Origin of the sequence: Paenibacillus pabuli NBRC 13638, from assembly GCF_001514495.1 — a bacterium.
Lineage (GTDB): Bacteria > Bacillota > Bacilli > Paenibacillales > Paenibacillaceae > Paenibacillus > Paenibacillus pabuli.
This window is the reverse complement of record NZ_BCNM01000013.1, coordinates 220,501-240,126: the sequence shown is the minus strand read 5'-3', so window position 1 is coordinate 240,126 and position 19,626 is coordinate 220,501. Positions and strand designations below refer to the sequence as shown.

The window sequence follows — 19,626 nt, the reverse complement described above, 5'->3', positions numbered from 1 at the left end:
AAAATAACGGGATGTAGCTCAGCTTGGTAGAGCACCTGGTTTGGGACCAGGGGGTCGCATGTTCAAATCGTGTCATCCCGATCTCAAAAAAACGGATTATCTATTATAGATAATCCGTTTTTGCGTTTATTTTAGCTCTATTTTGCAATTCGTGGGGAACGATGATGAGTAATGATACAAGTAGTAAAGCCTCTATCGCGATTGCAGTCAAAACGTAGGGGAATGCTATCTCATTCATGTTATAGCTGCATAAAGCCCAGACCTTTCGGTCACAATAGGTTTAAAAAGTGATAGAAGGGGTTCATGTGAACACGTTTAACTTCAAAAAACAATTCAAGAGACGCTGGCGCCGGTGGAAACGAACCGTATGGATGACAGCAGCATTGATTGCCGTAGCTATACTAACTTACAGTGGTTTGCCTATTTCTTCTGCAATCGAGCGTTTACTAACAACCAATTTCAGCGAGGCTGTATCCACAATGGGACCTGCAGCAATGGAACCAAGATCTGAAGAAGAAGTTCAGACCTTGGTGGAGCAACTTGGACCTGATCCGGACCATTTAACAAGCGTTGTTATGGAGACACAATACATCTGCGGAGTGGAAACGGAACAATTAGGCAAGATGGCTGTCCCCCAGTTGAAAATATTACTCATTCAACATCCCGAATGGGAAGCGGAGGTTAAATCACCAGAAGTATTGCACATTAAGCAGCATGTTGATGATCTTTCTCCAATATGTAAAGAGCAGGCATATATCAGTATAGATGCGGTCGGTAATCTCAATCTTTACGAAGGCCGACCTGGAGAAGAGAAAGTTATTCGTACTTTTTTTCAGATGGATGTAGGCTCGTTGGAGACTTCACTGCCTGAGGGTGTGTTGGAGCAGCTGCAGCAGGGTATCCGTATCCAGGATAAGGATGAATATGACAGCGTGATATCCACGTTCAGTGATTATGCCGTGGACGAAGCCGGTAAAGAAGTACGCAATGGCGGATGAATAAGAAAAGGCTGACGACCTGCACTTATTCATTCTATTGCATCATGAGATGAGAAGAAGCTGGGTACAGCATAGTGAGTGACACGTTGTATTCATACGAAGATGAAACCAAGTGGACATCGGAAGATGTCCTTTTTGTCGTTGTTTGACCGAAATGTTTGAAAATTGAAGATAGCGATTGTAGTTTAGTCACAAATAAAGGCGAGTAAATGATCCGGACAAAGTTTTTCCTGCCGCAGGGTCTATCTTTTGTTATAATGAAATGAACGATACATATGTTCGCTTTTGTAAGGGAGAGATGGTTTTGCGTTTTTTGGGAATTGACCCGGGGATAGCGATTGTTGGTTTTGGTTTTGTGGATAAAATCGGCAGTAAAGTGACGCCTGTACAATATGGCTGTATTCAGACGGAAGCTCATACCCCTGAAGAGGAAAGACTGCTTCATGTATATGAGGGCATGGTACAGCTGATCGATAAATATAAACCGGACGCGGTAGCGCTGGAAAAACTTTTTTTCAATCGTAACGTAACAACAGCAATGTCTGTCAGTCAGGCGAGAGGGGTTATGGTACTGGCTGCAGCTCAGAAGGGACTGCCTATTGCCGAGTATACGCCGATGCAGATTAAACAGGCGATCGTGGGATATGGCAAAGCCGAGAAGCGGCAAGTTCAGGAGATGGTCAAAATGTTTCTGCGTCTGCAGGTCATTCCGAAGCCGGATGACGTAGCGGATGCTTTGGCTGTAGCTGTGTGCCATGCCCACTCTTATACATTAAATTCCAAGTTGAATGAGGTATTGCGAAAATGATTGATTTTTTAAGAGGACAGTTTGTACATCTGGAGAATGAATATATTGTACTTGATGTTCATGGTGTCGGTTATCGTGTGTTCTGTCCGAATCCATATGCATTCGCGAAGCAAGAAGGCGAAATTATGGTGTATACCCATCATCATGTACGTGAAGATGCGATGTTGCTGTTTGGTTTTGCTACTCGGGAGGAACAGAAGTTATTTCGCAAGCTGATCGAGGTATCAGGTATTGGACCTAAAGTAGCTCTGGGGATACTCGCTGGCGGTACGCCGGACCATGTCGTGACAGCAATTTATCAAGAGAATCTGACGTTTCTGACCAAGCTGCCGGGAATTGGCAAGAAAACAGCACAACGTATGATCCTGGATCTCAAGGACAAACTGGATGGATTCGGGGCTGCAACATATGCAACAGGTTTGTTCGCTCCACCTTCAGAAGAAGCAGGAAGCGGCTCTGCCTGGGACGAAGCACGTGAAGGTCTCAAGGCGTTGGGTTATACAGACAGTGAACTGGATAAGGTATGGCTCAAGCTGAAGAAGGATGTTACCTCGGCCGATTCTGTCGATGTGTTGATGAAACGGGCACTGCAAATGCTGTTTACGGGATAACTAATTTTGCATATCGAATCAAGCAGTAACCCGCACAAAAAAGGTAGGGATGAACATGGATGACCGGATTATTTCCGCGAACCTGATGATGGAGGACCAAGCGGTTGAGCTGAGCCTTCGTCCCCGGTATCTGAATGAATATATTGGGCAGAACCAGGTCAAGGAAAATTTGAAAATATACATTGAGGCCGCCAAAATGCGTAATGAGGCGCTCGATCATGTGCTGTTATATGGTCCACCTGGACTGGGGAAAACAACACTTGCTAACATCATAGCCAACGAATTGGGCGTTAACCTACGGACGACATCGGGACCAGCAATAGAACGCCCAGGTGATCTGGCCGCGTTGCTCACAAACTTGCAAGAGGGGGATGTCCTGTTTATTGACGAGATTCACCGTCTTCATCGTACGGTAGAAGAAGTGATGTACCCGGCGATGGAGGACTTTGCGTTGGATATCATGATCGGTAAAGGTCCAAGTGCCCGTTCCGTACGTCTTGATCTGCCATCGTTTACTCTGATTGGCGCTACAACGCGTGCAGGCTTGCTGTCTGCCCCTCTTAGAGACCGGTTTGGCGTTATTAGTCGGCTGGAGTTCTACACGGTGGATGAGCTGGCCTATATCGTCTCACGAGCCTCAGAGATTTTAGGGGTGGAGATTATTGGTAATGCAGCCGAAGAAATCGCATTGCGCTCCCGTGGGACGCCGAGGATAGCCAATCGACTCCTGAAAAGGGTGCGTGACTTTGCCCAGGTACGGGGAGATGGCATCATCACACAGGCACTCGCGGAAGAAGCACTGCAACGCCTTCAGATTGATCCACGTGGATTGGACGAAATTGATCACAAAATGCTCAAATCAATGATTAATAGTTTCCGGGGAGGCCCGGTGGGATTGGATACGATTGCCGCTACAATTGGTGAGGAGAGCCAGACCATTGAGGATGTCTACGAGCCTTATCTGCTGCAGATTGGCATGCTTCAACGCACACCAAGAGGCAGAATTGTAACGGATATGGCCTATCATCATTTGGGACTGCCGGTTCCACCGAGAGATGGGAAGTAATTTAAAATTTTATATCAATCGGATATCTTAAATAAAACTTGGGAGCAATATGGAGAGGAGTCTGATCGTGGGGAAAGTAATGCAAACGAAGAAGTGGAGTCGGCGTTTGAAGGTATTGGCCGCAGCTCTGTTGACCGTAGGATGCCTGCAAGTGCCTGTTTATGCCGCTGAGGGCAACGGGCAGATGATCCGGGTAGCCATGTTTGCGAACCTGGGGAGTACGTATAAAGCGACTACACCACTGATTACGCTTGAGTCGGGTGGAACATGGAATATTGGTTCGGAAAGCGGAGCAAGTATAACTCTTCCAGCAGGACAAATTCGTTTCACTGTGGATGGATTCCGCGTAAAAGTGTTGGAAACAGGCGATTTCAAAACGGCGGCAGCAGCTGCAAAATTGTTGCAGGCAACCAGTGACAAGCCATTGTTATTTACATCGTCTCTGAGTGGGAAAGCGACTTACCAGCTGTACACGGGGAATTATGCTACAGAAGCCTTGGCTGGACAAGCGGTAGCACGTGTACAGAAGGTAACAGCAGCTGTGCTGGGTGGCCAGCAGCCCGCAGTGACCGGCAGCAAACGTCTCTCTACAGGAACCTACAGTTCGCTTCAAGAGGCTGAGGCAGCACTGTCTTCCATAGCTGGAGCGGGGTTTAGCTCTTATACAGTACTGCAGCTGAGTGGCGGTACTCAGGGGTATACGGTATGGATTGGAGAAGCTACAAGTGATGCAGAGCTGGCAGCACTGAAGAAAAATGTGGAAGCCAGCGTTCCGGGAGTAAGCCTATCTCCGGTAAATAGTAATAGTGCCGCACTTATAATCCGCCAGGATGCAGGCTTAAGTACAGACACCTTAAAAACAGCCCCGCATTACACTATTGCCGGCAGTGAAGCTAAAGTCTTTGTGCAAGGAGACGGCAGCGGAATCAAAGTGGTGGAGCGTTCCGGGCGGACGTATCGCGGTGACATGGAAATTAGCATTGTAAGCGGCGATTTGGCTTTGGTTAATGTAGTTCCACTGGAGCAATATTTATACTCTGTTGTCGGTGCAGAAGTTTATTCATCGTGGCCAACAGAGGCGCTGAAAGTACAGGCTGTCGCTGCACGCTCTTATGCGCTTCAACAGGGAGACCGTTTCAAAATTGCCAATGTTGTGGATACAACGCTGAGTCAGGCATACAACGGAATGGGTTCAGAAAATGATAAAGTCTCCAGTGCAGTTGACGCCACCTCTGGAGAAGTTATCAAGAGCGGTGGTAAAATTGTGGAAGCTGTATTCTCTTCCAATGCGGGGGGAAAGACTGCACATCCATCCGAAGTATGGAACGGAGGCGCGGGTGTGTTCAGTAATGTAGACAGTCCCGGGGACACGTCGGCTCAAGCAGGCTTACATACATGGTACCATGTACTGCTGAGCTCTGGAGTCAGCGGGTACATCCGTGAAGATAATATAAAGGAACTGACGACCAAAACAGATGCAGGGCTGGCCAAAGTGACGGTTACTGCCCAAAATACCAATGTGCGTCCCATTCCGTTAATTCAGTCAAATGTTGAGCCGATAGCGAAAATGAATCCAGGCAACGAGGCTGTTGTTCTGGCCAGAGTGCCGCAGTCCAACGATTATGCTTGGGTAAGAGGACCGTTCACGTCAGCCCAGTTGGTTAAAACCCTGCAGGGTAAAACGACTTCTACTGTTCCATCCTCCATCTCAACGCTCGAAGTCACCAAGCGCGGGCCATCAGGAAGAGCACTTGAAGTTACTGCCAACGGCCAGCCCATGACGGTAAAATATGCAGATACATACCGCTCTGCTTTAGGTGGATTACCGAGCACTTTATTTGATATTGCAGGGACCGGAAGTTATACTGTATTAGGCGCTGACGGCAAGACGGCAAGCAAAACCGGCTCACAAGGGGCAGCTGTACTATCTGCTTCCGGTACAGGAACTTCATCCAGTAATGCTCTTGTAGTGATGAGCGGTGATGGTCAAGCGAGAGCTGTAACGCAGGGCCAAACCTTCATGTTTATTGGTCAGGGCAACGGCCACGGATTGGGTTTGTCCCAATGGGGAGCCAAAGGCATGGCTGATGAAGGGTATGATTACCAGGCAATATTGAAACACTATTATCAAAATGCGACTATTGTTAAGGAATGAATCCAAGATGAATGTGAACTTATATGATTTTGAATTGCCGGAGCAACTCATTGCACAGACACCATTGCTTGAACGCACGGCGTCCCGGTTACTGACCTTAAACAAGGAAAGCGGTGAGGTTAAACACCACACGTTTCCTGATATTATTGAATTTCTTCAGCCTGGAGATACACTGGTGTTAAACGATACTCGTGTTCTTCCAGCCAGGTTGTTTGGGACCAAAGAGGATACCGGAGCAAAGGCAGAGGTGCTTTTGCTCAAAAACGTGGAAGGCGATCGTTGGGAAGCGCTGGTTAAACCAGGCAAGAAATTGAAGGCCGGTTCGGTCATCGTTTTTGGCGACGAGCTCAAAGCAGTCATTGATGAAGAAGGCGAAATGGGGGCTCGTATGCTTACGTTCTCCTATGATGGCATCTTTCAGGAGATTCTGGATCGTCTGGGAGAAATGCCGTTGCCTCCGTATATCAAAGAGACACTGGATGACCGGGAGAGGTACCAAACCGTCTATGCGAAACACGAAGGATCGGCAGCCGCGCCAACAGCAGGACTACATTTTACCGATGAACTGCTGGATCGAATTCGGGACAAAGGCGTGAATGTCGCCTTCATCACCCTCCATGTTGGACTCGGAACTTTCCGGCCAATGTCAGTGGATGTTGTGGAGGAGCATGTCATGCATGAGGAATATTATTCCTTGTCTAAAGAGACGGCGGATCTGATTAATGAAACGAAAAAACGTGGCAATCGTATATTTGCGGTAGGGACAACGAGTTGTCGAACACTGGAAACGGTAGGTAGCAAGTTTGAGAATGGGCAGTTGCAAGAAAGCAGTGGCTGGACCAAGATCTTTATTTACCCGGGATATACATTCAAAGTGATCGATGGAATGCTTACGAATTTTCATCTCCCGAAATCCACGTTGGTTATGCTGGTCAGTGCGCTGGCGGGTAGAGAGCATATTATGCAGGCATATGAGGAAGCGATTAAAGAGCAGTACCGTTTCTTTAGTTTTGGCGATGCTATGTTGATTTATTAATAAGGCAATACGATTAATTTCTAGAGGATGATTAAAACCAATGGCAGCAATTACGTATGAACATATCAAAACCTGCAAACAATCCGGAGCTCGTCTGGGACGTGTACATACACCTCACGGTATTATTGAGACACCAACCTTCATGCCCGTAGGAACACAGGCGACGGTGAAAACAATGAGTCCCGAAGAACTGAAAGAGATGGATGCTCAGATCATTCTGAGCAATACGTATCATCTATTTCTGAGACCGGGCCATGAAATTATTCGTCAGGCTGGCGGATTGCACAAATTCATGAACTGGGATCGCCCGATTTTGACCGATAGCGGCGGGTTTCAAGTGTTTTCTCTCAGTGAGATGCGCAAAATTACAGAAGAGGGTGTTAACTTCCGCTCCCATCTCAACGGGGACAAAAAGTTCCTTTCACCTGAAGTTGCAATGGAGATTCAGAATGCACTGGGTTCCGATATCATGATGGCGTTTGATGAGTGTCCACCTTATCCGGCTGAGTACGAATATGTGAAAAAATCACTTGAAAGAACGAGCCGCTGGGCAGAACGTTGTCTGGAAAGTCATGCTCGTCCGAATGATCAAGGGCTGTTTGCCATTGTACAGGGAGGCATGCATGAAGATCTTCGCCGTCAGAGCGCGGCAGATTTGACTTCCATGGATTTCCCGGGGTATGCTATTGGTGGACTGAGTGTTGGAGAACCGAAACATTTGATGTATGGCGTATTGGATTATACAGTTCCTTTGTTGCCGTCCAATAAACCACGCTATTTGATGGGTGTAGGTTCACCCGATGCATTGATTGAGGGATCGATTCGCGGAGTGGACATGTTCGATTGTGTTCTGCCTACCCGAATTGCCCGTAACGGAACTACGATGACCAGCCAGGGACGACTGGTAGTTCGTAATGCCAAGTTTGCAACCGATTTTGGGCCACTGGACCCTGAATGTGATTGCTACACTTGTCGTAACTATTCCAGAGCTTATCTGCGTCATTTAATCAAGGCGGATGAAACGTTTGGCTTGCGTTTGACAACCATTCACAATCTTCATTTCTTGCAGAATTTGATGCGCAATGTGCGCAAAGCCATAATGGAAGATCGTCTGCTTGATTTCCGGGATGAATTTTTCGATCAATATGGTCTTCACGACAATGACAAAGGTTTCTGATCAGGTTTTTGCAGAACCGAAGTAAGAAGGTTATTTGTATGTATAGTCGATAAGGGGGAGTTTGAATGTTCCAAGGATTAACAGCTACAACGGCCAATGCGGGCGGAGGAATTGTGTCTCTGATCGTACCTCTGGTACTTATGGTTGCGATTTTTTACTTCTTGATGATTCGTCCACAGAATAAAAAGCAGAAACAACGTAACGCCATGCTCGGCCAGTTGAAAAAAGGCGATAAAATTGTTACAATCGGTGGCCTTCACGGAACCATTGCTGAAATCACGGATGACGTGGTTGTATTGCGTGTTAACGATGTAACCAAACTTACATTTGATCGCAATGCGATTAGCAGTGCAGTTGCGCGTGAAACGGCTGAATAAATTATAGATGTGTTAAAGCCTGTAAGGCTATGAGCTAAGAGTACGTTTTCAGCGTATTCTTATTGTTCAGAGAACCGGATCTCTTTTGGAGGCCCGGTTCTCTTTTTATTTTTATGACGAATGGTACCTCGGTACTCCCTCTATGATCTCCGTGTGTTGACTCCAAAAATGCCCCCGAGCGCAGAGATTAGAAATGCACTTGCAAGCTGCAGACTATCTTTCCAATTGAATGAAGCATCGAGTGCCAGAAATCCAATCAGTAACACAATCAGCCCGTAGATCACTCCCGTAATGCCCCCATGATACCAGCCTTTCTCACCTGACCTTTTACCGGATATAAATCCACCGACCAGCAAGGACAAGCCATGAACGACGTACGTATACAGAGAAAGATCCTGTTCCCGCATTCCAGTCATCCAGAGAAAGAAGGATAGAATCAGTGCGCCCAGCAACATCCACACAAAAGCATGACAGAGGCCGGAAAGAGTCGGGTTAGTCATTCGAAATGAAACCATTCGGCGAATCAACTGCATGAAGCAACCCCCTTGTACAAGTTTGAAATTAATACAGTGTATGGTCAAGCCTTCCGACTTATGAACTGAATTTTCCATTAAATGAACAGTTTAAATTTGCATGAGCCTGTAAGCTTCAGGCCAAAATAGGGATTACGCTGCAGGTACCTGTATAAAACTCGGATTTGAAGGAGGAACCCTGTTGTGAATTTTGAAGATATCAGTGCACATGTCTTTCGAACCATACTGATGTATTTTATCGTTTACGGTGCAATCAGACTGATGGGCAAACGAGAAATTGGGAAGCTGTCCATGTTTGATCTGGTGGTTTCCATTATGCTTGCAGAGATTGCCGCTTTTGTAATTGAGGATATTGATAAACCACTATTCCATGGCATTGTGCCCATGTTGACGGTACTTATCGTGCAGATTGTTATGGCTTTTCTCAGTCTCAAGAGCCGTAAATTACGGCTAATAATTGATGGGAAACCAACCGTGTTGATATCCAAGGGAACATTACATCGGGATGAGATGCGCAAGCAGCGGTACAACCTGGATGATCTTCTGCTTCAATTACGGGAACAAAATATTGATAGCATTGGTGAAGTGGAGTTTGCCATTTTGGAGACGACAGGCAAGTTAACCGTTTTCCCCAAAAATCAGTCCTCCTCCAATGGCAATAATGCCTCTGGCAAGGATGGATCTACGAATAGCATACAAAAAGCAAGAAAAGAAAAGGTCGATGGCTTCCAAAATATTAAGTATGAAGGGCTGCCCCTGCCTCTGATCATGGATGGTAAAGTGCAGGACCAGAACCTTGAGCTCATTCAGAAAACAAGATTTTGGCTTAAAAATCAGATGCAGGGGAAGGGAATTCTGGATTTCAAAGATGTGTTTTTATGTTCCATCGACCATAACGGGAAAGTATACGTAAGTTTGAAAGATGAAAAGTAAATTTTATTTACGGGAACGGCGCTTAAACCAGGAACCGATAATGGGAACACGGGAAAGATCGTGAAAATCAATCATTTTAGTCCAGCCCATAACGATGAAATAAACGATCAAACCAACCAAAGGAGCGAGGATCATTCGTAGCCAAAACGGAAGCAAAGTCGCAGTTTGCTCGTAAATCACAAGAGTCGCACCACCCATGATGAGCATACCCGTCGCTGTTTTGACCCAATCCATGATTTTGAAACGGAACTGAAGCAGGCTGCGCACACTTCTTGCATGGAGCAGAGTAACTACCGTTGAGTTCACGCAAATGGCAATGACCGCTCCAAAAATGCCATATTCCGGCCGGGATGCTAGCATTAAAATTAACGTAATTTTGATAACAGCACCAATAAACGTATTGAGCAGTGCCTTTCCCGGACGATCGAGTGCCTGAAGAGCCGCTTGAAGCGGAGCCTGGATATAGATAAACAAAGCAAAAGGAGCCATGAGCTTGAGCATGCTTCCGATCGATGCATCATTGTACAGCATGAGACACATCGGTTCGGCAAGCACATACATAAATACAGAAAATGGAGCACCTGTTACGAGTGCCAGCCGCAAGGCCTGGTGCATTCGTTTATGAATCAGGGCACGATCACCTTGAGCGGAAGCTTCTGACAAGGAAGGCACAAGTGATGTGGCTAAAGAGGACGTCAATGCACCAGGTAATAACAGCAGTGGAATAATCATGCCTTGTAACGCACCATATTGAGCTGTAGCGAGTCCTTTGGAGATACCGGCAAGAGCGAGACTCTGGGCGGTAACAATTGTTTCAGCCAAATAGGACAGAGAACCGACCAATCTCCCAGCAGTAACCGGAACCGAAATGGCGAGTAAGCGACGTAGTAGTCCAGGCTGTGATCCGGTTGACTGTTTAATCACCTTAGACTTGGATTCCATGTGAGAAGTGCGAGTGGAATGAAGTAAATCAGGTCCTGATTCCTTTTTCTGTCTAGCATAGTTCCACAATAATACGAGCATGCCGAAGAATTCGCCGACAAGCGCTCCGAGCATGGCGCCTGCGGCAGCTTGGGCAATACCCTGGGGCAAAAGGAGCCACGCAAACCAGATCACACAGACGATACGAATGATGGTTTCAACGATGGATGAAATGGCAGTAGGCATCATGTTCTGCTTCCCCTGGAAATAACCTCTGTAGACAGCAGATACGGCGATGATGGCAATCATGGGGCTCATGCTGACAAACGTATGATATACTCTCTCATCTGTCAGAACATAACGAGTGACCCAAGGAGCGAAGATGATACACAAAAACATAAACACAACACCAAGAGTTAGTGTAAAGCTCAAGCTGATTTGCAAAATTCGCTGGGGTGAATAGCGGTTGGCACCTGTATCCGCCTCAGCAACTAGCTTGGCTACGGCTAGTGGGATACCGCCTGTAATTAATGTGACGAGCACGATGAAAAAGGGGTAGCTCAGTTGGTAGATGCCAACACCTTCTGCACCGATAACCCGTGGCAGCGCAATGCGCGGGATGAAGCCCAGAATCCGATTGATAATACCTGCCGCGAGCAGGATCATGGCTCCCTGGATAAATGTCTGTTTCTTCAAGAATACCCCTCTTTCCCGGTTGAAAAGTACAGGTTTTCATAAACGGGACAAAGCCGTCGTTCTTCATCCTATGCCAGTCCTTTATCTTCTCATGACAACTTGGACACAATTAACAAAAAGATCCATCATCCACAAGAAGGAATATGATCGGGTAAAGTCGAATGATGTAATATTGATGCCGCATAAAGGCTTGGATGTACGAAGGGAGGCTCCCCGTTGGAAGATATGAATGATGTGGAGTTGGAACAGTCTATAGAGATGCTCTGCCGCAGCAAGGCAGAGGAATTAAGGCTTGTCGGTTACGAATATGTCACCAGCAAAGATGTCTGGAATTGCGTTAGTCATAAATATGAAAAGCAGGGCATTCCACCGCTTCACCAGCTGGTGAACGACATATTGTCGCTGAAAGCAACAAGCTTTATGAACTTTATGACCGTGTCTGCATACCGGGGGTCCTCTTTCTAGCGAAAGGGATCTTTTTTGTTGGAAATTGACTGCTTTTTACGGCATCGCTATAATAGGAATATTGAGAACGAAAGGGGATCTAGGAACGGCATGAAAAGAATCGTCAGTTTCATTTTGGTCGTGCTTGTGACCGCAGGAGTAATGTTGGGCACAAGTCCAGGGCTGCTCAAAAATATACGCTTGGGCCTTGATTTAAAGGGAGGCTACGAGATCTTATATGAAGCAGAGCCGCTGGAACAAGGACAACAAGTCACCAAAGCATCTTTGGTGCAAACAGCCAAAAGTCTGGAGAGCCGTGCCAATGCGCTCGGAACAAGTGAGCCGGAAGTAACAACTGAAGGAACGAACCGGATCCGCTTGAAGTTGGCAGGGGTTACTGACGAGGCTGAGGTTAGAGCCAAAATGAAAGAACCTGCTGTCATGACCTTCCGCAGTAAGGCGAAGAATGACAAAGAAGGCGAATACACCAAAATCGAGCTTCGGGGAAATGAGTTTGTTGAGAATGGTGCCAAAGTGGTATTCAACCAACTCAACGAGCCGATGATCGATATCCAGGTTAAAGACAAAGCCAAGTTTGCTGAAGTCACCAAACGTTTGATTGGACAACCTTTGGCCATCTATCTGGATGATCAATTGCTGTCAGCTCCAACCGTGCAGCAGCAGCTGAGCGATGGTTCCGCACAAATTACAGGTAACTATTCACGTGAGGAAGCCAATCAGCTTCGGGATACCATTAATTTGGGTGCGTTGCCACTGAAACTGACAGAGAAATACTCTCAAAGCGTTGGTGCAACGCTCGGTAAGCTTTCTCTGGATCAGACGATTAAAGCGGGATTAATTGGTTCCGTAATTATCCTGGTGTTCATGATTGGTTTGTATCGTATTCCGGGGATTATTGCGAGCTTCGCCCTGATTACACATACGTGGCTGGTACTTGCGATCTTCTATATGGGAGAATTCGTGCTTACCCTTCCGGGGATTGCGGCATTTATCCTGGGTATTGGAATGGCCGTGGATGCTAACATCATTACGTATGAACGGATCAAGGAAGAAATGCGCAGCGGCAAGTCGATTCTGTCTTCAGTTAGGGCTGGTGGTAAAAGTTCATTCCGTACCATTATTGACTCCAACATTACGACCATTATTGCTGCCGCAGTTATGTTCTTCTTGGGTACTGGTGCAGTTAAAGGTTTTGCACTCGTGCTGATTTTTGACATCGTGACCAGTATTATCACGAACATTTTCTTCTCCCGCTTCCTGTTGACCCTGCTTGTGCGGGCTAACGTATTGAAGAAGCCTAAGTACTTCGGAGTGAAGGAGAGTGAAATTCGTGCGCTTTAATTGGAATTTTGATTATGTTAAGGGCAGTAAAATTGCCTATATTTTTTCTATTATTTTGACCATCGCCGGGATTATAAGTATTCTAGCTCTGGGGTTAAATTATGCAGTTGATTTCCGCTCAGGTTCAAATGTGGATATTACTGTATCCAAAGCAATCACGACGGAGCAAATCAAGCCGATTGTGACGGAGCTTGGCGTTGACGCAAACGATGTTCATATTACTCCTGGTGCTGATCGGGTGAACGTTCGGTTTTCGAATGTTTTGGATGAAACTCAGGAAAGTAAGTTTAAGCAAGAGTTCACCAAACTGGATTCAACCGCTTCTTATGAAGTCAATACGGTTGACCCGGAGATGGCTAAAGAGCTTGAACGCAATGCCATATACGCGGTTCTTATCGCAAGTGTCGGGATTATGATCTATGTAGCCATCCGATTTGAATGGCGGTTTGGATTGGCTGCTGTAATTGCGCTTTTCCATGATGCGTTTGTAGTCATTAGTGTATTCTCCATCTTCCGTTTGGAAGTTAATTTGACCTTCATTACGGCTGTACTAACGATTGTCGGATTCTCGATCAATGATACAATCGTTATCTTTGACCGGATTCGTGAGAATTTGCGTTTTGCCAAAAAGACTACGAAAGCCGACTTGCGTGAAGTAGTCAACCGCAGTTTGGCGCAAACGATGACACGTTCCCTGAATACGACGTTCACCGTATTTGTCGCTTCGCTCTGCTTGTTTATTTTTGGTGGGGAATCCATTCGCATGTTCTCACTTGCCATGGTCATCGGAACGTTGTTCGGTGCATATTCTTCGATCTACATCGCCGCTCCATTGTGGCTGGCGCTCAAAGGTAAACAAACAGAGAAACCTAAAGCAGCTGTCAAAGCATCCAACTAAATATGTTATAGTAAAGCCGCGTCTGCCAGGCGCGGTTTTGCAACTTTAGGTGAGTAATAAAGGGGGCATATCCATGACCAGAGAACGTATCCCTTCTGCTCACGCTGCCACGTGGAGCGGGATCGCCGGGAATATGACACTTGCAGTAATTAAGGCTGGATTCGGTTATATGGCAAACAGCAAATCGCTGCTTGCAGACGGCCTGTACTCAGCCTCAGAAGCTGCTTCTTCATTGTCCGGTCTCTTTCCCTCGAAGTCTGTACAAACGAAAAGCAAGGCTCGTAGGGAGCGGTCAAAGGAACATTCACGTATCGCGAGACCTGGGATTTCGGTATTATTGTCTGTGCTCATTCTTATGGGTGGCTTGCAAATTGCTATCTCCGCTCTGACTAGTCTGTCTGGAGATGAACCCGAATCGCTGGAGAAGTACACTCATGCACTAGTGGTGGCTTTTGCAGCGTTAGCTGTCAAGGAAGCGATCTTTCAATACCAGTATCGGTATTTCCGTAAACGAAATCAATCGCAGGCTCTGGCTTATGCCCAGCAGCATCGGCGGTCGCTTTACTGTTCACTTGTTGTATTGGTCGGCATTATAGGTTCCATGGCAGGGGAGACCACGGGGTGGAGCATTCTTCGATACATGGACCCTGCCGCTGCCTTGATTGCTTCCTGTTTTGTGCTTCACAAAGGGTATAGAATGATTGTGGATACGGTGTATGGTTCACTCGTTCAGGAACTGGAACAAGAAGAGGCACATGATTTCAAAGAGACGGTGCAGCGTGTATATGGCATCATTACGATTGAACATCTGGTTGCTCGTGAACAAGAACATGATGTAACGATTGAACTGGTCATTAGTGTGAACCCCAGAATTTCCGTGCTTGAGGCACAGGAAATTGCAAATCGGGCGAAGACACTGCTCCTGACCCGGTTCAGTCATGTCAAAGAAGTACAGATTCAAGCCATACCTTATGATCCCGGATATCCTTATAAATCCAATCATGAACTGCCAGATCCTGAAGCGACATTAATTCAGTAATGAAGCTTGGTCCAGTAGATCAGGAAAGGAGCGTTATCATTGCTTTATTCGCAATACCGGTGGAACACACCGAATATCGATTTGGAGGCGGCTGCGGGACTCTCGCAGGCGCTTTCCGTTTCATCACTTGTTGGACGTTTACTGGTCAGTCGGGGGGTTCATAATGAATCAGAGGCTGAGCAATTTCTGCATCCTGATCTGAATCAGATGCATGATCCTTATCTGCTTCTAGGCATGAAAGAAGCTGTGCCCCGAATCCAGCAGGCCATTGAGCGGGAAGAACATATTTTAATATATGGGGACTACGACGCGGACGGAGTATCCAGTACATCGCTGATGATTCATTTAATGCGCCATCTTGGCGCATCCTACGACATTTATATTCCCCATCGTTCCAATGAGGGATACGGTCTGCACAATCATGCGCTGGATTGGGCCCATCAACAGGGGGTCACGCTGATTATCACGGTAGATACCGGAATCAGTGCCGTAGAGCAGATCGCCTATGCGGCAACACTGGGAATGGAAGTCATTGTGACGGATCATCATGAACCACCTGAAGTTTTGCCTGAGGCCTATACGCTCATTAATCCCAAGCTTCCGGACTGTCCTTATCCTTTTAAAGGATTGGCTGGTGCGGGTGTAGCTTTAAAGCTGGCTCAGGCATTAATTGGAGAAGTGCCTGGAGAATGGATGGAGATTGCCGCGATCGGTACGGTTGCCGATTTGATGCCTTTGGAAGGTGAGAATCGGGTTATCGTCAGTTATGGTGTTGAGTCCATGCGAGGCACACGTCTGCCTGGTGTAAGTGCTCTGCTTGAAATTAGTGGCGTGGATCAAAGTCAGGTTACTTCAATCAATATTGCCTTTGCCATGGCTCCGCGCATTAACGCCAGCGGACGTCTGGATCACGCTGGAAGGGCAGTGTCGCTGCTTACAACCGAGGATCTGGATGAGGCACATACTCTGGCAGGCCAACTGGACTTGCTGAATCGTGAAAGGCAACAGGTTGTTGAGGGCATACTTTTGGAAGCGACAGCCCAGTTGGAGCAGAAAATGGAGCTTAACTCAGGGGCCGTCCCGGATGTCATCGTTTTGGCGGGAGAAGGTTGGAATGTCGGAGTTGTAGGTATTGTAGCTTCCAAGTTACTTGAACGATACTATCGGCCAACGCTAATCCTGGGCATCGATCCGGAGAGCGGCGCTTGTAAAGGCTCAGCACGCTCTATAGAAGGACTGGATATCTATGAGGCATTAACGGCTTGTAAACACATGATGGACCATTATGGGGGTCACCCAGCTGCAGCAGGCATGAGTCTTCATCGTGATCAACTTAAAGAGCTCGAAGCAGGACTGAACGAGTTTGCTGCAAATGTATTGAAGGAAGAAGATTTTGTTCCCCATCGTCTTGCTGATGATGAATGCAGAATCAGTGATGTGCCGTTACAGGTCATTCAAGAAATCGACAGGTTGCAACCGTTTGGCATGAGCAATCCTTCCCCTCGCTTTGTATTTCGCCATGTAACTGTAAAAGAAACACGGACGATGGGACGTGAGAAACGTCATCTGAAACTGGTTTTGGAACAGGACGGACAGCAGCTGGAGACAGTCGCTTTTGGCAAGGGAGCATTGGCTGAGTTTTTGCCGCCAGGGTCCATCATAGATGTGATGGGGGAATTGTCCATTAATGAGTGGAATGGAATGAGAAAGCCACAATTGATGCTGCAGGACATCCACGTCCCGCAGGCGCAAGTGTTCGATCTGCGAGGCAATACGGAGCCGCTGAACGCGATGAAACAGTTCCTGAGTGCGCTTGATGTACATTTACGATACAAGTCAGGCTCTATCGGTGCCATCGTCCGCAAAGAAACGAATGTTTCCGAGGGAAATTCATTGTATGAACCGGGCCTTTGGGTATATGATAGAAAGGTCGGGTTGTTTCCGTGTAATGCTGCTGCGCAGCATTATGGACAGGAACAGATCCGGACGTTATTTGTGTTTGATACGCCGGAAACCCCGGAACAACTTGATGCCATGCTGTCCTTATTTAGCGGAGCCGAGAATATCATCCTGCTGCACGGATCAGGCAACCACCGAGATCGCCTTCAGATGCCTTCCAGAGAACTTTTTAAGCGTATTTATATGCTGGTGTCTAAATGGAGAGCTGAGCCGGTGGATGAACAAGAGATTACTCCTTTGCTCAGTCGTCAGTGTGGATGCTCGACACGCATGATAACCATGATGCTGAATGTTTTTGAAGAGTTATCGTTCATTACCAGAGACAATGGGAAGATAGCGTTTGTGGATAACCCGCCCAAGCGTGAGCTAACCGCTTCGCGTCACTATCAGGCACTGGAAAGTATGGCCGAGACAGAGCAGGTGATGCTGGATGCACCCACCCCTCAGCTGACTCAATGGATGATATCCCGGATGAAGGGCGTATCTTAGATAGAAGTTGTGCTATTTATTTTAGGAGGAGATTATTTTGGATTTTAAAGAGTATATTCGTGTCATTCCTGACTTTCCACAACCGGGAATCAGCTTCAAAGACATTACGACATTGTTGAAGGATGGAGAAATGTACCGCAAGGCGATCAATGAGCTGAAAGTAATGGTTTCGGATCTCAAAATTGACGTTATTGCTGGACCTGAAGCACGTGGATTCGTTGTGGGCGCTCCTCTGGCGTACGCTCTGGGTGTCGGTTTTGCTCCGATTCGTAAAAGCGGAAAATTGCCTGGAGAGACGATCGAAGTCGGTTATGATCTTGAATATGGCAAAGATACGCTTGCTATGCATACAGATGCGATCGAAAAAGGACAAAATGTCCTGATTGCGGATGATCTGCTGGCGACAGGCGGAACTATTGCTACCTCCATTAACCTGATTGAACAATTGGGTGGCAAGATTGCAGGTGCAGCATTCCTGATTGAGCTGTCCGATTTGAATGGACGTGCGAAATTGCCTGGAATTGATGTATTTACATTGATGAATTACTAGGATTTCGGCATGTGTTGCTGTGAAATCATGTGAACTGGATTATCCCTTTTCCCGGGAAATAATATACAGCATTAACTATTTTCAAAAAAAGCCTGTTCTCAACCCGTAAAGGTTAGAGAGCAGGCTTTTTGCATGGTACGCTATATCCATTGTATATGCGAAGAAGAATAAAAACGGTTCGTTCAGGCAATTGAAACTAGAAATCAATCTGGAGTTTTCTCGGTTAAAGGCTGTTTCTCCGTTTGATCATTCGACCAGCCAAGTACTTCAAACAATTTAAATAACAAGCTTAGCAAGATTCCGACGATGGTTGCCAGAGCCATTCCCTTGAGATGAACACCGTAAAACGTGATCTCAGTACCACTGAGCCCGATGACAAGTACAAGGGTAGTTAGCAGCAGGTTGGTTGGTTTGGCAAAATCCACTTTCTGTTCGACCAGAATACGCAAACCGGATGCCGCAATAACTCCGAACAGAAGCAGGGATACACCGCCCATAACCGGAACGGGAATGTTAGCTATAAGGGCCGAGAACGTACCGGAAAACGAAAGCACAACCGCAATGACGGCTGCGCCGCCAATAACATACGTCGAGTAAACCCGGGTCAGAGCCATAACACCAATATTTTCACCATAAGTTGTATTCGGTGTTGACCCTACAAAACCGGAAAGAATGGTTGAAACGCCGTTTCCGAGCAGGGAGCGATGCAGACCCGGGTCCTTGGACAGATCCTTGCCCACAATGCTGCTCGTTACTAGCAGATGTCCGATGTGCTCAACAATGACAACAAGGGCGACAGGTAAAATGGTAAAGATGACAGACCAGTCAAATGACGGCGTTGTTACGGTAGGCAGCGAGATAAAGTCAGCGTTCGCTATATTCCCGGTATTTACTTCACCCATAAAGTATCCAAGCACGTAACCGGATACAATCCCGATTAGAATGTGAATGATCTTGGGGAACCCACGGAAGGTTACTGCACCAATAACAGTGATACCAAGAGTAACCATGGCTAAAATAATCGGTTTGGCTTGAGGTATCCAGTTGGGGTTCTCAGCAGGGCTTGAATTGATCAGACCAGCCATTCCTGCTGCCACCGGTACAAGCTCCAGGCCAATCAGTGCAACGATGGCACCCATAACCGCTGGAGGGAAAACCACGTTAATCCAGCCTGTCCCCGCATACTTGATAATAAGAGCTACAATGCAGAAAACAACTCCTGTTATGATGAACGCTCCAAGTGCCATGGAGTATCCGTTGTTAGGGTGTTCGAGTAGCACGGAAGAAACAGGTGCGATAAAAGCAAAACTTGAGCCAAGATAAGCAGGAATCTTTCCTTTACACATAAGTATGTACAACAATGTTCCAATGCCGTTCATAAGCAGGATCATACTTGGGTCGACACCGAACAGGTTCGGCACGAGTACCGTGCTGCCAAACATGGCGAATAAATGCTGGAGACTCAGCAGTGAGCCTGAGCCAAGCGGCATTTTTTGATTTACCTGAATTTCACGTTCCAAAGCATATTCATCTCCTTTTTCCGAAACACAAATCTTCAATATAGTACAGAGTTT

At 46.7% G+C, this 19,626-nt stretch carries 18 protein-coding genes and 1 tRNA gene; 16 read left to right on the top strand and 3 right to left on the bottom strand.

The genetic code is table 11. The features are described from left to right. Window positions 1-7: 7 nt before the first annotated feature. The 9 genes from PPA03S_RS18845 to yajC all read left to right on the top strand — a co-directional run bounded on the left by PPA03S_RS18845 (window position 8) and on the right by yajC (window position 8,228). Window positions 8-81, top strand: a tRNA-Pro gene (locus tag PPA03S_RS18845). A gap of 224 nt (window positions 82-305) precedes the next feature. Then, on the top strand, window positions 306-998 hold the full coding sequence (locus PPA03S_RS18840) for a BofC C-terminal domain-containing protein (RefSeq protein ID WP_062325088.1): 693 nt from the start codon (window positions 306-308) through the stop codon (window positions 996-998). Between the two features lie 304 nt (window positions 999-1,302). After that, window positions 1,303-1,806, top strand: coding sequence for a crossover junction endodeoxyribonuclease RuvC (gene ruvC, locus PPA03S_RS18835; RefSeq protein ID WP_053779097.1), 504 nt, complete (start codon window positions 1,303-1,305; stop codon window positions 1,804-1,806). Beyond that, on the top strand, window positions 1,803-2,417 hold the full coding sequence (gene ruvA, locus PPA03S_RS18830; RefSeq protein WP_062325086.1) for a Holliday junction branch migration protein RuvA: 615 nt from the start codon (window positions 1,803-1,805) through the stop codon (window positions 2,415-2,417). The genes ruvC and ruvA overlap by 4 nt, the downstream gene beginning before the upstream one ends. A gap of 55 nt (window positions 2,418-2,472) precedes the next feature. Next, complete coding sequence (gene ruvB, locus PPA03S_RS18825; RefSeq protein WP_062325084.1) at window positions 2,473-3,483, top strand: Holliday junction branch migration DNA helicase RuvB; 1,011 nt, start codon at window positions 2,473-2,475, stop codon at window positions 3,481-3,483. A gap of 79 nt (window positions 3,484-3,562) precedes the next feature. After that, window positions 3,563-5,638: a SpoIID/LytB domain-containing protein gene (locus PPA03S_RS18820; RefSeq protein WP_062325127.1), complete on the top strand. Its 2,076-nt coding sequence runs from the start codon at window positions 3,563-3,565 to the stop codon at window positions 5,636-5,638. A gap of 7 nt (window positions 5,639-5,645) precedes the next feature. Further along, window positions 5,646-6,674, top strand: a complete 1,029-nt coding sequence (gene queA, locus PPA03S_RS18815; protein WP_062325082.1) for a tRNA preQ1(34) S-adenosylmethionine ribosyltransferase-isomerase QueA — start codon at window positions 5,646-5,648, stop codon at window positions 6,672-6,674. A 40-nt stretch (window positions 6,675-6,714) separates the two neighbouring features. Further along, window positions 6,715-7,851 (top strand): tRNA guanosine(34) transglycosylase Tgt, encoded by a 1,137-nt coding sequence (gene tgt, locus PPA03S_RS18810; protein ID WP_062325081.1) that lies wholly within the window; start codon window positions 6,715-6,717, stop codon window positions 7,849-7,851. Window positions 7,852-7,916: 65 nt separating this feature from the next. Further along, window positions 7,917-8,228 (top strand): preprotein translocase subunit YajC, encoded by a 312-nt coding sequence (gene yajC, locus PPA03S_RS18805; RefSeq protein WP_062325079.1) that lies wholly within the window; start codon window positions 7,917-7,919, stop codon window positions 8,226-8,228. Between the two features lie 140 nt (window positions 8,229-8,368). Here yajC and PPA03S_RS18800 read toward each other — a convergent pair whose 3' ends face one another. Next, window positions 8,369-8,761: a TIGR04086 family membrane protein gene (locus PPA03S_RS18800; protein ID WP_062325077.1), complete on the bottom strand. Its 393-nt coding sequence runs from the start codon at window positions 8,759-8,761 to the stop codon at window positions 8,369-8,371. Between the two features lie 228 nt (window positions 8,762-8,989). Here PPA03S_RS18800 and PPA03S_RS18795 point away from each other — a divergent pair, with 228 nt between their 5' ends. Further along, window positions 8,990-9,694 carry a DUF421 domain-containing protein gene (locus PPA03S_RS18795; RefSeq protein WP_062325125.1) on the top strand — a complete coding sequence of 235 codons (705 nt, stop codon included), beginning with the start codon at window positions 8,990-8,992 and terminating at the stop codon, window positions 9,692-9,694. Window positions 9,695-9,697: 3 nt separating this feature from the next. Here the strand turns inward: PPA03S_RS18795 and spoVB are convergent, their stop codons facing one another. Continuing rightward, window positions 9,698-11,311: a stage V sporulation protein B gene (gene spoVB / locus PPA03S_RS18790; protein ID WP_062325074.1), complete on the bottom strand. Its 1,614-nt coding sequence runs from the start codon at window positions 11,309-11,311 to the stop codon at window positions 9,698-9,700. 225 nt (window positions 11,312-11,536) lie between these two features. Between spoVB and PPA03S_RS18785 the strand changes: the two genes are divergently transcribed. From PPA03S_RS18785 to PPA03S_RS18760, 6 genes are all read left to right on the top strand, one after another. Next, a complete protein-coding gene (locus tag PPA03S_RS18785; protein ID WP_036617497.1) occupies window positions 11,537-11,776 on the top strand; it encodes a post-transcriptional regulator in 240 nt (79 codons plus the stop codon). Between the two features lie 90 nt (window positions 11,777-11,866). Next, window positions 11,867-13,117, top strand: a complete 1,251-nt coding sequence (gene secD, locus PPA03S_RS32405; protein WP_062325072.1) for a protein translocase subunit SecD — start codon at window positions 11,867-11,869, stop codon at window positions 13,115-13,117. Then, window positions 13,107-14,015 carry a protein translocase subunit SecF gene (gene secF / locus PPA03S_RS32400; protein ID WP_062325070.1) on the top strand — a complete coding sequence of 303 codons (909 nt, stop codon included), beginning with the start codon at window positions 13,107-13,109 and terminating at the stop codon, window positions 14,013-14,015. The genes secD and secF overlap by 11 nt, the downstream gene beginning before the upstream one ends. A 73-nt stretch (window positions 14,016-14,088) precedes the next feature. Then, window positions 14,089-15,054 (top strand): cation diffusion facilitator family transporter, encoded by a 966-nt coding sequence (locus tag PPA03S_RS18770; RefSeq protein WP_062325068.1) that lies wholly within the window; start codon window positions 14,089-14,091, stop codon window positions 15,052-15,054. 39 nt (window positions 15,055-15,093) lie between these two features. Continuing rightward, on the top strand, window positions 15,094-17,502 hold the full coding sequence (recJ, locus tag PPA03S_RS18765) for a single-stranded-DNA-specific exonuclease RecJ (protein ID WP_062325066.1): 2,409 nt from the start codon (window positions 15,094-15,096) through the stop codon (window positions 17,500-17,502). Window positions 17,503-17,539: 37 nt separating this feature from the next. After that, a complete protein-coding gene (locus PPA03S_RS18760; protein WP_062325064.1) occupies window positions 17,540-18,052 on the top strand; it encodes an adenine phosphoribosyltransferase in 513 nt (170 codons plus the stop codon). A gap of 203 nt (window positions 18,053-18,255) precedes the next feature. Here PPA03S_RS18760 and uraA read toward each other — a convergent pair whose 3' ends face one another. Further along, on the bottom strand, window positions 18,256-19,572 hold the full coding sequence (gene uraA / locus PPA03S_RS18755; protein WP_062325062.1) for a uracil permease: 1,317 nt from the start codon (window positions 19,570-19,572) through the stop codon (window positions 18,256-18,258). Between the last annotated feature and the right edge of the window lie 54 nt (window positions 19,573-19,626).

Excerpts from the sequence above, each read along its gene's own strand:
- ruvA (WP_062325086.1), top strand. The coding sequence starts at position 1,803 with ATGATTGATTTTTTAAGAGGACAGTTTGTACATCTGGAGAATGAATAT.
- ruvB (WP_062325084.1), top strand. The coding sequence starts at position 2,473 with ATGGATGACCGGATTATTTCCGCGAACCTGATGATGGAGGACCAAGCG.
- PPA03S_RS18820 (WP_062325127.1), top strand. The coding sequence starts at position 3,563 with ATGCAAACGAAGAAGTGGAGTCGGCGTTTGAAGGTATTGGCCGCAGCT.
- queA (WP_062325082.1), top strand. The coding sequence starts at position 5,646 with ATGAATGTGAACTTATATGATTTTGAATTGCCGGAGCAACTCATTGCA.
- tgt (WP_062325081.1), top strand. The coding sequence starts at position 6,715 with ATGGCAGCAATTACGTATGAACATATCAAAACCTGCAAACAATCCGGA.
- yajC (WP_062325079.1), top strand. The coding sequence starts at position 7,917 with ATGTTCCAAGGATTAACAGCTACAACGGCCAATGCGGGCGGAGGAATT.
- PPA03S_RS18800 (WP_062325077.1), bottom strand. The coding sequence starts at position 8,761 with ATGCAGTTGATTCGCCGAATGGTTTCATTTCGAATGACTAACCCGACT.
- PPA03S_RS18795 (WP_062325125.1), top strand. The coding sequence starts at position 8,990 with ATGTATTTTATCGTTTACGGTGCAATCAGACTGATGGGCAAACGAGAA.
- PPA03S_RS18785 (WP_036617497.1), top strand. The coding sequence starts at position 11,537 with ATGAATGATGTGGAGTTGGAACAGTCTATAGAGATGCTCTGCCGCAGC.
- secD (WP_062325072.1), top strand. The coding sequence starts at position 11,867 with ATGAAAAGAATCGTCAGTTTCATTTTGGTCGTGCTTGTGACCGCAGGA.
- PPA03S_RS18770 (WP_062325068.1), top strand. The coding sequence starts at position 14,089 with ATGACCAGAGAACGTATCCCTTCTGCTCACGCTGCCACGTGGAGCGGG.